The sequence below is a fragment of the Sphingobacterium sp. UBA2480 genome (genome assembly GCF_002341965.1).
GTDB lineage: Bacteria > Bacteroidota > Bacteroidia > Sphingobacteriales > Sphingobacteriaceae > Sphingobacterium > Sphingobacterium multivorum.
Genome location: NZ_DDPA01000006.1, coordinates 108372 through 122640, shown reverse-complemented (window position 1 = coordinate 122640; position 14269 = coordinate 108372). Strand labels below are relative to the sequence as shown.

At 38.6% G+C, this 14269-nt stretch carries 15 protein-coding genes and 1 tRNA gene; 9 read left to right on the top strand and 7 right to left on the bottom strand.

Annotated features, from left to right (window positions below; genetic code table 11):
- The first annotated feature begins 34 nt into the window (after positions 1 to 34).
- Positions 35 to 2167: a ribonuclease R gene (rnr, locus tag B3600_RS12175; protein ID WP_286753130.1), complete on the top strand. Its 2133-nt coding sequence runs from the start codon at positions 35 to 37 to the stop codon at positions 2165 to 2167.
- A 121-nt stretch (positions 2168 to 2288) separates the two neighbouring features.
- Here the strand turns inward: rnr and B3600_RS12170 are convergent, their stop codons facing one another.
- Positions 2289 to 2708: a hypothetical protein gene (locus B3600_RS12170; protein WP_286753129.1), complete on the bottom strand. Its 420-nt coding sequence runs from the start codon at positions 2706 to 2708 to the stop codon at positions 2289 to 2291.
- A gap of 584 nt (positions 2709 to 3292) precedes the next feature.
- Between B3600_RS12170 and rpsL the strand changes: the two genes are divergently transcribed.
- The 4 genes from rpsL (at position 3293) to rpsJ (ending at position 6832) form a co-directional block, all read left to right on the top strand.
- Positions 3293 to 3706: a 30S ribosomal protein S12 gene (rpsL, locus tag B3600_RS12165; protein ID WP_002993550.1), complete on the top strand. Its 414-nt coding sequence runs from the start codon at positions 3293 to 3295 to the stop codon at positions 3704 to 3706.
- 19 nt (positions 3707 to 3725) lie between these two features.
- Positions 3726 to 4193, top strand: coding sequence for a 30S ribosomal protein S7 (gene rpsG, locus B3600_RS12160; protein WP_046671863.1), 468 nt, complete (start codon positions 3726 to 3728; stop codon positions 4191 to 4193).
- A gap of 131 nt (positions 4194 to 4324) precedes the next feature.
- Positions 4325 to 6448, top strand: a complete 2124-nt coding sequence (gene fusA / locus B3600_RS12155) for an elongation factor G (protein ID WP_046671862.1) — start codon at positions 4325 to 4327, stop codon at positions 6446 to 6448.
- Positions 6449 to 6526: 78 nt separating this feature from the next.
- On the top strand, positions 6527 to 6832 hold the full coding sequence (gene rpsJ, locus B3600_RS12150) for a 30S ribosomal protein S10 (RefSeq protein WP_028070501.1): 306 nt from the start codon (positions 6527 to 6529) through the stop codon (positions 6830 to 6832).
- A 132-nt stretch (positions 6833 to 6964) separates the two neighbouring features.
- Here rpsJ and B3600_RS12145 read toward each other — a convergent pair whose 3' ends face one another.
- The 3 genes from B3600_RS12145 to B3600_RS12135 form a co-directional block, all read right to left on the bottom strand.
- Entirely contained in the window at positions 6965 to 7579 is a 615-nt protein-coding gene (locus B3600_RS12145) for a porin family protein (protein WP_286753128.1), read from the bottom strand.
- Positions 7580 to 7665: 86 nt separating this feature from the next.
- Positions 7666 to 8802 (bottom strand): AI-2E family transporter, encoded by a 1137-nt coding sequence (locus B3600_RS12140; protein ID WP_286753127.1) that lies wholly within the window; start codon positions 8800 to 8802, stop codon positions 7666 to 7668.
- 116 nt (positions 8803 to 8918) lie between these two features.
- Positions 8919 to 9527 (bottom strand): porin family protein, encoded by a 609-nt coding sequence (locus tag B3600_RS12135; protein ID WP_286753126.1) that lies wholly within the window; start codon positions 9525 to 9527, stop codon positions 8919 to 8921.
- Between the two features lie 457 nt (positions 9528 to 9984).
- Between B3600_RS12135 and B3600_RS12130 the strand changes: the two genes are divergently transcribed.
- Positions 9985 to 10055 (top strand) — tRNA-Cys (locus B3600_RS12130).
- Positions 10056 to 10088: 33 nt separating this feature from the next.
- Positions 10089 to 10268: a spore protein gene (locus tag B3600_RS12125; protein WP_286753125.1), complete on the top strand. Its 180-nt coding sequence runs from the start codon at positions 10089 to 10091 to the stop codon at positions 10266 to 10268.
- Positions 10269 to 10301: 33 nt separating this feature from the next.
- On the opposite strand, the gene B3600_RS12120 is transcribed toward B3600_RS12125, so the two are convergent.
- Entirely contained in the window at positions 10302 to 11048 is a 747-nt protein-coding gene (locus tag B3600_RS12120; protein ID WP_286753124.1) for a copper homeostasis protein CutC, read from the bottom strand.
- 159 nt (positions 11049 to 11207) lie between these two features.
- Positions 11208 to 12224, bottom strand: coding sequence for a hypothetical protein (locus B3600_RS12115; RefSeq protein ID WP_286753123.1), 1017 nt, complete (start codon positions 12222 to 12224; stop codon positions 11208 to 11210).
- 245 nt (positions 12225 to 12469) lie between these two features.
- Between B3600_RS12115 and B3600_RS12110 the strand changes: the two genes are divergently transcribed.
- Positions 12470 to 12889, top strand: a complete 420-nt coding sequence (locus B3600_RS12110; protein WP_286753122.1) for a hypothetical protein — start codon at positions 12470 to 12472, stop codon at positions 12887 to 12889.
- Positions 12890 to 12934: 45 nt separating this feature from the next.
- Positions 12935 to 13228, top strand: coding sequence for a hypothetical protein (locus B3600_RS12105; protein WP_286753121.1), 294 nt, complete (start codon positions 12935 to 12937; stop codon positions 13226 to 13228).
- 42 nt (positions 13229 to 13270) lie between these two features.
- On the opposite strand, the gene B3600_RS12100 is transcribed toward B3600_RS12105, so the two are convergent.
- A complete protein-coding gene (locus tag B3600_RS12100) occupies positions 13271 to 14251 on the bottom strand; it encodes a 3-keto-disaccharide hydrolase (RefSeq protein WP_286753120.1) in 981 nt (326 codons plus the stop codon).
- Between the last annotated feature and the right edge of the window lie 18 nt (positions 14252 to 14269).

Below are 14269 nucleotides of genomic sequence, written 5' to 3'. Positions count from 1 at the left end.
CCGATGTATATGAATAATAATAAATAATAAGTGAATGAAAACAAGAAAAGAAAATCCATATAAAGAGGTGTTAACACAGCTGATTATCGATATCTTCGAAAAATCGGGTAATAAGCCGCTCAACTATAAACAAGTTTCTTCTAAATTGAACCTCACGGATAACGACTCAAAAGTCGCTATCGCCGATATATTACATGATAATGTAAGGAATGGGCTTTTTATTGAGGTGGACAGAGGCAAATTTAATTTGAAGCAACTCAAAGTGTATGTCACTGGGAAAGTAGATATGACCGCCGATGGTTCTGCCTATGTAATTCCTGATGACGAATTTGAAAATGATATTTATATCGCTCCACGGAAACTTAGACAGGCACTCCACGGCGATATTGTAAAGGTTCATACCTTCGAAAAAAGAAAAGGCGGCCGCAAAAAAGAGGGTGAAGTGGTTGAAATTCTGCAAAGGGCCAAGACTGATTTCACGGGAACGATCAGCATCTCCAACAATTTTGCTTTTTTTATTGCGGATGACCGCAAGATGCTACACGACATTTTTATTCCTTTGGACAATTTGAATGGAGCCAAGGACAAAGAAAAAGTGGTCGTATCGATTATTGACTGGCCTAGCGGGAGCAAAAATCCTGTTGGAACGGTCAAACATGTCTTGGGCACCAAAGGGGAAAATAACACCGAGATGAACGCTATTTTGGCCGACTATGGTTTCCCATTGGAGTTCCCTAAAAAAGTAGAGGATGAAGCGAATCAGATTTCGGAAAAAATAAGCAAGGAGGAAATAGCCAAGCGACGCGACTTTAGAAACGTGACGACCTTTACCATTGACCCCGCGGATGCAAAAGATTTCGATGACGCCATCTCCTTTCAAAAATTAGAGAATGGCAACTATGAAATCGGTGTTCACATTGCCGATGTTTCGCATTTTGTGATACCCGATACAGAATTGGACAAAGAAGCATTTAACCGTGGTACATCGGTCTATTTGGTGGACCGTGTTATCCCGATGCTTCCGGAGCGTCTTTCTAACGGAGTTTGTTCCTTACGTCCACATGAAGATAAGCTATGCTTTTCGGCTGTTTTTGAATTAGACGAAAAAGCCAATGTACACCATCAATGGTTTGGCCGCACGATCATCCATTCCGACCGCCGTTTCAGTTATGAAGAAGCACAGGAGGTGATTGAAACGAAATCGGGCGATTTCAGTGAGGAGATCCTGAAATTAAATGAACTGGCTTATATTCTTCGGGAGCGTAAATTTAAAAATGGGGCAATTGCCTTTGAAAGTGAGGAAGTCAAGTTCACCTTGGATGAAAATGGCAAGCCTACCGGGGTCTATACCAAAGTGCGTAAGGATGCGCACAAGCTGATTGAAGATTTTATGTTATTGGCTAACCGTAAGGTTGCCGAGTTTATCGGTAAGCAAGGGCGCGGAAAAAACAAGCTTACGTTTGTATACCGGTTTCACGATGTGCCTAATCCGGAGACGCTGACGACGTTCTCTCAATTTGCGGCGCGTTTTGGTCATAAATTGACCATCAAAACGGACAAGGAAACGGCTAAATCTTTAAATGCTTTGATGACCAAAATAGAAGGCAGCAAAGAACAAAACATGCTGACTTCGCTTGCCGTTCGTTCGATGGCCAAAGCGATCTATACGACAAAGAAGACAAGTCACTATGGATTGGCATTTGATTATTATACCCATTTCACCTCCCCTATCCGTCGTTATCCCGATGTAATGGTACACCGTCTTTTGCAATTCTATCTGGAGGGAGGTACCAAAATCAATGCGGAACATTATGAGAAGATGGCCGAGCATTCTTCCCAAATGGAGAAAAAAGCGGCTGAGGCCGAACGTGCATCGATCAAATACAAACAGGCAGAATACTTGCAGGATCAGATTGGCACTGAATATACAGGTATTGTTTCAGGTGTTACAGAATGGGGTATGTATGTAGAGATTGAAGAGAATAAATGTGAGGGTATGGTCAGGCTGCGGGATATCACCGATGACTTTTACGTACTTGATGAAAAGAACTATGCAATCATTGGCCAAAGGAAGAAAAAGAAATTCCAGCTGGGTGATGAGGTGCAAATCCGGGTAAAGAAAGTAGATCTGGATAAAAGGCAGATTGATTTTACGTTGTTGTCTTAAAAATAAATTTGCATAATTGGTTAAATGTGTGTAATTAAAATCGACCAATTGGCTATATGACAGAAAAAGCGGTATTGACTTTAGTCAATACCGCTTTTTCATTGAATAAGAAAGAATGAGCTTATTGTTTCGTTCCTTCGAAAGTATAAAAGACTTCTGTTGCACTCGTTTTTTCTCCCTGGCAAAGAAGGGTCTTATTTTTTACATCAAACAAGAATGTTCCTTCAGGAGAAACACCTGCTGTTTGAATCGATACATTCATATTATTAATAACCTTGAATTCTTTTGTTGGTATTTTTAATGCCTTGTCTCCGATCTCAACTTTGAGCGTGTTGTCAGATACTTTTGTAACCGTCACGATTTTATCAAACATAGGACCAGTTGTGTTTGATAGATCCAATTTACCTTTATACGTACCAACAGCTGCATCAATGCTACCACCTGTTTGGATGGGTTCATCTTTGTCCTTTGAACATCCAACAAAAGCGAAAGTGACCAAGGTCAATACCACTGCATACATTAATTTCATTTTGATTTTCATAACTTGAATACATTAATTTGTTTCTACTAAATATTTATACGTTTTTATCAAACGCTTTGCCAAACAGAACGCAAAAACATGCAAAGCAGGCAATATACTCAGAAACCAGTAGAAGAGAAATTTTGAAAAAAGGCTGTTTTTAAAGAATATTACACAGAGAAAGAACAGCTTACGACAGATATAAGAAAAAACCTATTCACCCCATTGAGCGGCTATTCGATCACCTAAAATCGTCTATATTTTTGTACAACCAAGCATAAGGAGTTATCTCTTCCATTTTAGCAACATATGACAGCATAAGTGGCTGACAAATTAGTTTGATAGTGGAAGCGTACAAATGATGAAGATGTTGGACTACAGGCTAAACATCCCGGAGAGGGCGACCAGGTCATTAGGATAGTGAGATAATAAAGAAGCATGAAGAGGTAATAAAGAAGGGCATGGGTATATTCCAGAAAAGAGCAGCGCCAATTCAAAAAATAATCTAAATTTTATACACTAACTATTTCATATTCAAAAGAGAATCAGTATCTTTGCGAACTTAAAATATTTAAGGTACAAAATTTATAAACAAAAACAGGTAAATGCCTACTATTCAACAATTAGTTAGAAAAGGTAGAGTAGCTCTGGTTGATAAGAGTAAGTCACCAGCGTTGGACTCATGTCCACAGCGAAGAGGTGTATGTACACGTGTATATACTACTACCCCTAAAAAACCAAACTCAGCAATGCGTAAAGTAGCTCGTGTACGTTTAACAAACGGAAAAGAGGTCAACGCTTACATCCCTGGAGAAGGTCACAACTTACAAGAGCACTCGATCGTATTGATTCGTGGTGGTCGTGTTAAGGATTTACCAGGTGTACGTTACCACATCATCCGTGGTGCATTAGATACTTCAGGTGTAGCAGGTCGTAACCAACGTCGTTCTAAATACGGAACTAAGCGTCCTAAACCAGGACAAGCAGCTGCAGCTCCAGCAAAAGGTAAAAAGAAATAATTAAACGGAGGAAAGAAAAATGAGAAAGTCAAAACCGAAAAAGAGAATCATTTTACCTGATCCAAAGTTTAATGACGTTCAGGTAACACGTTTCGTAAACAATATGATGGTGGATGGTAAAAAATCTATCGCTTATTCTATTTTTTACGATGCAGTAGAATTAGTAGAACAAAAAACACAAGAAAGCGGTTTAGAAGCTTGGAAAAAAGCTTTGAACAACGTTATGCCTGCTGTTGAAGTTAAATCACGCCGTGTTGGTGGTGCTAACTTCCAAGTTCCTATGGAAGTTCGTCCAGATCGTAAAATCGCTTTGGGTATGAAATGGTTAATTTCATACGCTCGTAAACGTGGTGAAAAAACAATGTTCGAAAAATTAGCAGGAGAAATCATTTCAGCTTCTAAAGGTGAAGGTGCTGCTGTTAAGAAGAAAGAAGATACGCACAAAATGGCGGAAGCTAACAAAGCGTTCTCACACTTCAGATTCTAATTTTGAAGACATTCAAAAAAATATGATTACACCGACCTCCGATAAAAACAATCTTTTATCAAGGTCGGTGTACTTATTTAACATTACATTTAAACACATAAGACCATTAAGGTCCGCTGCTTAAAAATATTATGGCAAGAGATTTAAAATTCACTAGAAATATCGGTATCGCTGCCCACATTGATGCTGGTAAAACTACAACAACTGAGCGTATCCTTTACTACTCAGGTGTAAACCACAAAATTGGTGAAGTTCACGAAGGTGCTTCTACAATGGACTGGATGGAGCAAGAAGCTGAGCGTGGTATCACGATTACTTCTGCTGCTACAACAGTATTCTGGAACTACCGTAACAACAAATACCAAGTAAACGTAATCGATACTCCTGGACACGTGGATTTCACGGTTGAGGTAAACCGTTCATTACGTGTACTAGACGGATTAGTATTCTTGTTCTCAGCTGTTGATGGTGTTGAGCCTCAATCTGAAACAAACTGGCGTTTAGCTGATGGGTATAAAGTACCTCGTATCGGTTTCGTTAACAAAATGGACCGTTCAGGAGCTGACTTCTTGAAAGTTGTAAAACAAGTTAAAGATATGTTAGGTTCTGATGCAGTTGCTTTGCAATTGCCTATCGGTGCTGAAGATAGTTTTAAAGGTGTAGTTGACTTGATCAACAACCGTGGTATCGTTTGGAACGAACACGACAAAGGAATGACTTTCACTGAAGTTCCTATTCCTGATGATATGTTGGACGAAGTTGCTGAATACCGTGAGAAATTATTGGAAGCAGTAGCTGGTTATGATGAGACTTTGATGGAGAAATTCTTCGAAGATCCAGATTCATTGACTGAGCGTGAGATCTTAAATGCATTACGCGCAGCTGTATTGGATAACTCTATCGTTCCTATGGTTTGTGGTTCATCTTTCAAAAACAAAGGTGTTCAAACTATGTTGGATTTGGTCATGGAATTATTGCCTTCACCGCTTGATGTAGAAGCTGTAAAAGGTACTAACCCGGATACAGGTGAAGAGATTTTCCGTAAACCATCTGTAAACGAACCTTTCGCAGCTTTAGGTTTCAAAATTGCGACTGACCCATTCGTAGGTCGTTTATGTTTTATCCGTGCTTACTCTGGTAAGTTAGATGCAGGTTCTTATGTATTGAACACACGTTCAGGAAACAAAGAGCGTATCTCTCGTATCTTCCAAATGCACGCAAACAAACAAAACCCGATCCCTTTCATCGAGGCTGGTGATATCGGTGCTGTTGTAGGTTTCAAAGACATCAAAACTGGAGACACTCTTTGTGACGAAAAAGCACCTATCGTTCTTGAATCTATGACTTTCCCTGAGCCAGTAATTGGTTTGGCGATCGAGCCTAAAACTCAAGCTGACGTTGATAGATTAGGTATTGGTCTTGGTAAATTGGCTGAAGAGGATCCTACATTCGTTGTAAAAACTGACGAAGAAACTGGTCAAACAGTTATCTCTGGTATGGGTGAGCTTCACTTAGAGATCTTGATCGACCGTTTGAAACGTGAATTTAAAGTAGAGGTTAACCAAGGTGCTCCTCAAGTATCATACAAAGAGTCTATCAACGGTACTACTGAGCACCGTGAGGTATTCAAAAAACAATCCGGTGGTCGTGGTAAATTCGCGGATATCAAAGTTGTTATTTCTCCAGCGGACGAAGATTTCGATTTAACAAAATCACCGCTTCAATTCGTTAATGAAATCGTTGGTGGTAAAATCCCTAAAGAATTTATCCCTTCAGTTCAAAAAGGATTTGAAACTTCAATGAAAAATGGTGTATTAGCAGGATTCCCATTATCAGGAATGAAAGTTCGTTTGATTGATGGTTCATTCCACGCTGTCGATTCAGATTCATTGTCTTTCGAATTAGCTGCTCGTCAAGCATACCGTGAAGGCTTGCCTAAATGTTCTCCAGTGTTAATGGAACCAATTATGAAAATAGAGGTTTTAACACCAGAAGAAAACATGGGTGATGTAATGGGTGACTTAAACCGTCGTCGTGGTCAAATGCAAGGTTTGGATTCACGTAACGGTGTACAGGTAATCAAAGCATTGGTTCCACTTTCTGAGATGTTCGGTTACGTAACGCAATTACGTACAATCACTTCAGGTCGTGCAACATCTACGATGGAATTTGATCACTTCGAAGAAGCTCCTCGTAACGTTGCTGATGAGGTGATTGCAAAATCAAAAGGTAAAATCAAAGGTTCTGTAGAATAATATAGAACTCAAAAATAAACCGACCGCTGGTTGTTAATAGCTCTAATCAGCGGTCATTTTTAAATAATATCATATACTATGAGCCAAAGAATCAGAATTAAATTGAAATCTTACGATTACAATTTGGTTGACAAATCAGCTGAAAAAATCGTAAAAACAGTAAAACCTACAGGTGCAGTTGTTAGTGGTCCTATTCCATTGCCTACTGAGAAAAAAATCTACACGGTATTACGTTCACCACACGTTAACAAAAAAGCACGTGAGCAATTCCAATTATGTGCTTACAAAAGATTGTTGGATATCTATTCATCAAACGCTAAAACTGTTGACGCATTGATGAAACTTGAATTACCTTCAGGTGTTGAAGTAGAAATCAAAGTGTGATAGATTTCAATCACTGAAAAAAAGAAGGGGCCTTTCGCAAGAAAAGCCCTTTTTTATGTTTGTGCAAATATTACCAGAGAAACCAATAAAATCCAAAACATGGCGATGGGAGTATTTTTCACCCAGCCAAGATTATAGCTGATAACCTATACCAATTGAAAATACACGATTCTTTAAAGAACCTCCTTCAGCCCCAGCCATATCAACTAGTCCCAAGCCGTATCCACCATTAATCAAAAAGCCATTTGATAGACGATACCCCGCTAAAAAGTTAATTCCGGCATCAAAACGTTTCAATTTATTATCTCCGAAACCGACGTCGATTTTTACATTTTCTGCTTTGGCTTTTGCGGACAGCCCCAATCCAGCATATGGTCCAGCTCCTAAGAAAACGCTTCCGGAATTTCCAGTAGGAATACTGTATACAAAATTTACAGGTAACTCTAGATACATTAAGTCTAATTTCACCTTATTCCCCAATTCTTCAAAGTCAATAAGTGTCAATCCTTTCCCCCCTTTCCCTTGTAACGATAAACCAGGTTGGATAGAAAAATTATTTGCTAAAGGAGCATCTAAGTATCCCGTCAAATAAAACGATGTAGATGATTCTGTCGAAACAGATACACTTCCTAGTGACGCCGTCATTTTAGGAAAAGTTGCACCAGCCTTAAAACCATAGGAAATCTGTGCTTTTGCTCCAGCAATAAAACATAGTACTGCAGCGATTGAGAGTAACTTTCTTTTCATTAACAATAAATTATATATAAGACGAAAATACGATAAAATTTTAATCTATTAATATTTTTCTTATTACACCTTCGATTCTACGAAAGTTATGACTTCAGCTCGTTTTCTTCTATAATCTTCTTTTCAACTGGATTTAACGTATCGAATAAATCCTTATACACCTCATCTTTACTATCCTCTTCTCCCAGCAGGAACCCCCAAGGCTTAAGCTCTTTAATACGATCCATCACAATCTTAACGATAGCCAGAATTGGAATAGCCAAAAACATACCTGATATACCCCAAATCATCTCACCAATAATAATGGAGAGCATCGCAAACAGGGAATTGACTTTCACCTTAGAACCCACAATCTTCGGCACGATGAAATTACTGTCAATCATGTGTATAATAATTATTGCTATGATAACGAGAACAACATGGGTAAAAGAGGATGTCGCGAACGTCAGAATGGCAATGATAAGCATCGAGGAGAAAATACCGACATAAGGCAATACATTAAACACTCCTGTTATCAAGGCCAAAAGCAAACTATATTTTACCCCTATTAATGACAGGACGATAAAGACTAATAGGGACACCAAACTCATTTGGATCAATAAGCCAATCAGATACTTCTTGACGACATACTGAACCTGTTTTATTACATCTACAACAATTGGCCTGTCCTCAACACGGTTGACAAATAAGAGAAATTTAACGATATGTCCTCTATATATAAGCAAGAAAAATGTGTAAAGAAAGGTAAAGACAAATAAAATAAACATCGATGAAAGGGAAACCAAGGCTGTTCCCAAGAATAAAGTTCCCGAATCCACAGACTTAGATGCTGTTTTATTGATAAAATCAATTTGATCTTTATGTTGGATTCCAAATTGGTGGCTCACCCAAGTCTGCAAATTGCTCACCCCATCCATGATCTGTTGTTTAAAAGCCGGAAAATCCTCTTTAAGCAGTGTGAGTTGAGATGCTAACAGAAAAAGCCCATAACCAAGAACGCCGAAAAATAAAATAACACTTAATATACCAGCCAATGTTCTAGGAAAATGGAGTTTCCGTTCCATAAAACTGCTCAGCGGAATCAATAGTAGCGAGAACAGTAAGCCCAAAATCATCGGAATCACTATCGTATCTCCAATTTTTGCTAAATACCCCAGTAGAATGATACTGATGAGTACACAGGCCAACTTAACATAAAAGGGTAAAGGGAGAAATCTTTTCATGCAGCAATCTTTTGAATAAAAATAACAATTTCGGCTGACTTAAGTTTAATACAATAAAAAAGTCCCTACAAATGCAGGGACTCTTTCCTCATAATAAGTTTAAGTACTTATATTTCTTATAGTCCGAAGCCAATGCCAACAGACCAAACACGGTTTTTGATCGAGCCACTGTTAGGCGCTAAGTTGGTTAAACCTAAACCATAACCAGCATTGATCTGAAAACCGTTCGTTAGTTGATAACCTGCTAAGAAGTTTACACCAAAATCAGTTGTTTTCAAATCTTTACCTTCGCCACTTCCAAATTTTAGATCTCTTTCTCCACCCGAATCGCCAAAATTCCCTTTTTGCTTACCACTTAAACCAAACCCTACATAAGGACCTGCACCAACAAAGAAGTTACCGGATCCACCCGTAGGTAATTTAGCCACTAGGTTAACGGGAATATCCAAAGACATTACACTCTCCTTTAATTCACCGTTGGAAGTTTCAAGCCATTTTGCCCCTTTATTTTGTAAAGATAACCCTGGCTGGATGGAAAAATATGGTGAAACGGGAGCATCTAAATAACCCGTTACGAAGAAACCTGTATTTGATTTGGTATCTCCCAGACTTGTCGAATATTTAGGAATGTTTACACCAGCACGTAATCCATATCCCAATCCACCTTGTGCAAAAGCTCCTAATGAACCAAATAAAATTGCTGCAGATAATAATAGTTTTTTCATGTTTCCTAATTTAATTTACTTTCTTCTTTCCTCAAATAATCTCATAATTTCCTGTACGAGATTTATTACAATCCCATTTGCAATATCTATTCCAAAATACATAAGCCGTTAATTTACATAGCGAAACATTAGGAAAAAGTCCTAAAACAGGGCTTTTCATTGTCCTTTAAAAGATACAGTCAACTGAATACTTTTCAACTTTGCACACTTAACAACACGGTTCAATACGATGTGAATAGCCTATTGTTAATCGCGGGTAGCCATCAAAAATCTCTAGGCTATCTTTGGAGCAAGACAGCAAGGATTATTATCAATGACAATTCGCTATCTGTCCCGCAATGAAAATACTTGCTTGGTTTTCAGATTAATGCCCAAAAACATAAAAGTTTTATCATAAAGATTTTTTAATTCCAATTATAAGTTTTATTTTTGCAGACCTTCAAAAGGAAAAAAATAGGGTCGGATGGCCGAGTGGCTAGGCTGAGGTCTGCAAAACCTCCTACAGCGGTTCGAATCCGCTTCCGACCTCGTTTTATTTTAAACAATAAAAATATTATCAAAATGGGAGTTACACGTTTAAAAAGAAAAGATAGAAGAAATAAAACTGTTTCACGTGTTGAAGTTCAGTTCTTGAAATTAGGATCTAATGTAGAGTTAGGTTCTAGATCAAAAATGAAAGCTAGCAACCAAATCGTTAAAAACGATGCTATCTTAAATCAATTAGCTTCAGAAGCTAAATAGTAAGAAGAATTTAAAAGCCTTTAAAGTACTACTTTAAAGGCTTTTTAATAGGTCCACCATTTGGTGGACTTTTTCTTTTGAGCTCATCCACTGTGCCTCATCCATTCCATTAACCTGAATCTGGTTAAACTCCATCTTCGAAACATGCTGCTCTTTCGCCGAGCTGTGTATGGCAACTGCGCCAGTTTGCTCTAAAATGTGAACTATATTAGCTGCATCTACACCTGCACCAGGCATAATCACAACACGGCCATTTGCTTGCTGTACCAATTTTCTGAGCAATGGAGCTCCAGCTAAAGCAGAGTTTTGCAGACCAGATGTCAAAATACGATCTATCCCCAATTCAATAACATCTTCCAAGGCCTGAAAAGGATCTTCCACGCGATCAAAAGCACGATGAAAGGTAACATGCATGGGACGCGCAGCTTCCACCAATCGCAAAGTATTTTCTTTATCCACTGTACCGTCCGCCTTCAGTATACCTATCACAACACCATCTATCCCCAATTCCTTGCACAACTGAATATCAGCTATCATTTCCAAGATCTCGGTCTCTGTATAAAGAAAATCACCTCCACGTGGCCTGATAAGCACATGAATACCAATATTCACCAATCCTCGCACCAACTTCAACTGACCAAACGACGGTGTAGTCCCGCCATTTTCCAAATTTTGACAAAACTCGACTCGGGTCGCTCCACCTTGTTCGGCTTCAATTGCTGATGCTACGGAATTTGAACAGATTTCTAATTGGTAATTTCCAATTGCCTTTTCCTTCATTCTAGTATATTTTAAGCTATTTTTCGTTTACGCGAATAACGTAAAAAAAAAGCAAATAACCTACTGCCCTCCCTCCGGTCAAAACAGTACAAGCGTTAGAAAATACTATAGGTAAAAGATATTTTACCAGCGTTGGAAATTTTGCTCGCAGACGAAGATCTACAGCTTTAGCTTATAACGAGGTACATCCACTTTTTTCCACTTCCAATCCGGTCCTTTCGGAGTGCTCGTCTGATCTTGCAGATCCTTTGAAGAAGGTGGATCTAAGAAACGCTCTCGTTTGATATAAGCTGGTAATTGGAAGCCAGGCGATGCATTTAGCGTTTCAAAACATTCCCGCGCAAGTTTCACGATGTCATTCCGATTTTCTGTATTGCTTTCAATTTGACTTCCTATATAAGACGCCGGACCGTACAATTGCTCATAAATAGCCGAATCTTCAAAAGGTTTGAATTTCAGGCGCATCATTATTTGCACCAATAGAGAATACAGATCATTGTCCGCTGGTGTCAAAACCAACTTATCCAACACCTTTGGTATCAACTCCCACATCATCAATTCAACCACTAAATCTTTAGTGTTCTCACCAATGAAATCGAGTGTAGGCCACATCTGCTTCACATATTGTACAACGGAATCTCTATTGACATGCAAAGCAACCAATTGTCTATCGCTCCAATATTCCAGCGGTATGTTCCTTCGATAAAAGACTCCGAATATGTGTTGGCCTTTCAACCGCCCCAAGGAACCACAATTTTGCATCTCAAACTCACGGACAAGCATACAGTAACTAAACATATCACGTGTATTTAGCGATTTAAATGTCTTTACCGAAAGTGGATTCCATAAAGCATAATAATGTTCCCTATTCAAACTATCTTCTCCTGACACCAATCTATTCACGTAATAGTCTTTCAGTAATATCCGCAAGATTGCTTCACGACCACCGAGGGGATAATTTCTAGACTTAATCTTCCCCATTCTTCCGAGATACCTAGGCAACTGATCATTTATAAATTTTGTAGAATCTTTAAGCCTGTATTGGCCATGGCACATGGGTAAGCTGGTTATTAGCAATAAAAGAAGCATATAAAATCCCTTCTTCTTAAAGAAATCAACAAAACCAGATGCTACCATAGTTAATACATTCACACTGTATTGACTCCAATACAGCATATTAAATATACTTAAAATGAAATAATATTAATTAAATAGGTTTCAAAAAAAAATCGACCATTTGAACCTGAACCAAAAATAGAAAAAACTTAGGTCCATTTTAGTTTCCATCTTTTCTTTTGTATTCAAAAGTCATAACCGAATTTTAGACAGGTAAAACATTCGGCTTATCTATTTGTATATACCTTACATGCTTTTATTTAAATAACTAAAAACCAAGTTCATACATTTTTAAGTAAAATATCATGGCAATTATATCAAAAAACATGGAGACCCAAGAAAAGATCATCAGTACTTTTGAAGAGCTCCAAAAAACTATATATGATCTGAAACATCAAATTGTAGAATTTGAATTGCTTTTTAATCAGGCTTGCAACAGACATATTGATTCCAATTTCCAGAAGGAATGGTTGCTGGACCGAATATCTTCACGTCATGATATGATTACACTTCGACATGATGCCATGCTGCTTATTCGGGACACTGTGTCTGCGTTCCGGGATTTTGACGGTTATTTTCTAGATCTCAAACAGCTCCTCCAATCGATCGAGTTACTTATGCTCAATCATGCCGATGAGGAAGAATATGAAATTGCAGCTATTATCAAAAAATGGCATGAAAAATTTGCCCAAGCGATTTATTTCGTTGGCGACTTAATCTATTAAGTCGCACTTTTATTCTACTTTTGCAGCATTGTAAAATATGGAAAAATGCGCAAACCACCAGCTATCGTTGACTTACACACCGACACCTTTCTTGAAGATTGGGAAGATTATTCGCCAGAGGAGCTCCTACAAGAATCCATGGATTTTATGCGTTCTAATCTAGATGCAGCTATTTATTGGGAGATGAACGAAATAAAGTTTATTCATGGCAGGGGAAAAGGAATGTTAAAAAAATTGGTTTTTGAAGAGTTGCAAGAGTACAAGGCTCAGGGTGCTATTGAACGATATTATACTTCTTACCAGAATGAAGACATTGTAGTCGTTGTGATAGGGATTTAAAAAAGGCTACCTTTTTGCAGATAGCCTTTGCATGATGTTATGCTATTTAATAGCTGGTGTAATAATCACTTTTCGGAATTCCACTGGACCGTGATCCCCCTGGAAATAGATTGGTCCCGGCTCTGCCTCTTTGCTATCCAATGCACCACCGGTAATACCCGGAATTTCCTGATTACTGATCACCGTCTTACCGTTTGCAACAACTGTTACAAGACGGCCCACCAATGTGATATCATAGGTTTGCCATTCTCCAGCTCCTTTGTTGACCATTTCATTTGCAGCCAAGAAACCGTATACCCCTGCAAAAAGTACGGCATTAGGATGTGCGTCTTTAGGACTATCTTCTATCTGAACCTCATATCGGCCTCTCAAGTAGACACCACTGTTACTTCCCGCTGGAATTTTAAATTCAACATGCAATTTAAAATCTTCAAATTTTTGTTCAGAAACCAAATTAGAACCAGATTGCGGACTGGTCAGGATACCATTTTTCACCACCCATTGATTCGTTTTACCAGTAGCTTTCCATCCTGTCAGATCCTTGCCGTTGAACAGCTGAATAGGCTTACCCCATTTTACTGCAGCTGTTCGCTTCAGCTCTGGAGCACGAACACCTTTAAAGCTATATGTTTTTCCATCAGGTTCTATTATCGTCCCTTGCAATACACCATTAACAATCTCGCCTTCCACGCTTAGGTTCATCTTTCCCCCCTCCCATTGTGGCGGGATGGCAAATTTGAACTTCCCTTTCTCATAAAACACCTGAGAAACTGGCCGAGCACTTCCGGAAGTACTCACATAATGACCTACTAAAGTTCTATAGCCCGACAATTTAACTTCCAGCCAAGATGGCGCAGGAGTACCATTAATATCCACTTCGATATCCCATCGACCAATCAGCTCTTTGCCTTCTACGTCCTGTTGATAATGAATAGATTCTCCAATGGAATGGTTAGCAAAGGTAACTTGCGGTAATGCACAAGAGGCCAAAATTCCTAAAAGAAATGCCGCTTTTCTGTTCATATTATTTATGTTTATATT